This is a genomic window from Salinicola sp. (genome assembly GCF_982684285.1).
The window spans coordinates 1-1,350 of sequence record NZ_CEXLVS010000466.1; the positions used below are offsets into that span (position 1 = coordinate 1).

Sequence of the window (1,350 nt, forward strand, 5' to 3'; positions counted from 1 at the left end):
TTGTCGAATGGGATCAAGTGCTTTAAATCTAGTTTCGCTTGAAACAAGCATAAAGTTAATGTCTTGTAGCGTGTCAGAATTACGCATCGTGGTGATTAAGTCGGTAGCAGACATATCGGGTAAATACATGGCGCTGATAACAAGATCGGGCGGGTATTGCTTCATAAACTTGAGCGCTTCTTCACCTGTTGATGCACCTTCAACATTATTAACGCCTTCTTCTTGCAGATGTGATTGGATTATTTTTCGTTGCATGGTTGATGGTTCAATCAACAAGATGGCGAGTTCACTTATGTTTATTGATGGCATCGTGTAATTCCGTAATTAAGCTGGACGAACCAGCTCGATTTCAACTGTATGACGTGTTGTATGATCGGTAAGGTATTCAATGATTGCTAAGGCAAAGTCCATTTCTGTGCCAGGGCCCTTTGAGGTTAATATCTCACCATCTATAACAACAGCATCATTAGATAGATGAATATTTGGCCATTGTTTCGCATCTAAAACACCGGGATAGCAGGTCGCTTTCTTATCATCGAGCAGCCCTGCAGTAGCCAATACAAGTGGTGCCGCGCAAATAGCGGCAATGGCTTTGTTAGATTGATGCAATCGTTTTAAGATGGCATGAATATGTGGATCACCATTAAGATGTGTTGTGCCTGGCATTCCGCCAGGTAATATGATCATGTCAAAATTATCGTAAAGCACATTCTCTAAGCGTGTATCGGCAGTTAAATGAACACCTTGACTAGCGGTGATCGTTTGCGAGCCTAAGCTAGCGGTTACAACAGTAATATCTGCACGACGTAACAAATCAATAAGCGTGACGGCTTCGAGTGCTTCACATCCTTCAGCAAGAGGTATTAATACAGTAGGCATGATTATCTACTCCTTCGCCTTTTAAGGATTAAGGATGTTAATTCCTTTTAGCAGATTGAGTGCTTGTGATAATGGGTAGTCTGTAATGGCAATCGGTATTGTCTTCTCCTCACTTTTATCTTCTGTAACCGCATCTTCAGTCTCGTCTTTTTCTTCTGCATTGCCATTTTCAAGATGCTTGGATAAATCGCGTTCTCGTAGTGGTGAGAAGTCTCTTTTCTCCGATGATGAGATTTTAAGGCGTTCAATTTTAATATCAGGAACTATACCTTCTGCTTGAATTGAACGACCTGATGGTGTGTAATAGCGAGCTGTTGTCATCTTGACTGCTGTGTTATCTGTTAAAGGCATCACGGTTTGAACCGAGCCTTTGCCGAATGTTTTTGAGCCAACAATCACCGCCCGATGATGATCTTGCAATGCACCAGCCACGATTTCTGAAGCAGAAGCCGAGCCACCATTGACTAAGAC

General features: G+C 42.2%; 3 protein-coding genes. All 3 read right to left on the reverse strand.

Annotated elements, in window-relative coordinates; genetic code table 11:
• The coding region (locus AC3AYF_RS21125; RefSeq protein WP_487780432.1) for a response regulator at window positions 1-309 on the reverse strand (309 nt) is incomplete at its 3' end.
• Window positions 310-324: 15 nt separating this feature from the next.
• A complete protein-coding gene (locus tag AC3AYF_RS21130; protein ID WP_487780433.1) occupies window positions 325-879 on the reverse strand; it encodes a DJ-1 family glyoxalase III in 555 nt (184 codons plus the stop codon).
• A 21-nt stretch (window positions 880-900) separates the two neighbouring features.
• Window positions 901-1,350, reverse strand: a 450-nt coding sequence (locus AC3AYF_RS21135) for a S41 family peptidase (RefSeq protein ID WP_487780434.1), incomplete at its 5' end; no start/stop codon positions are given.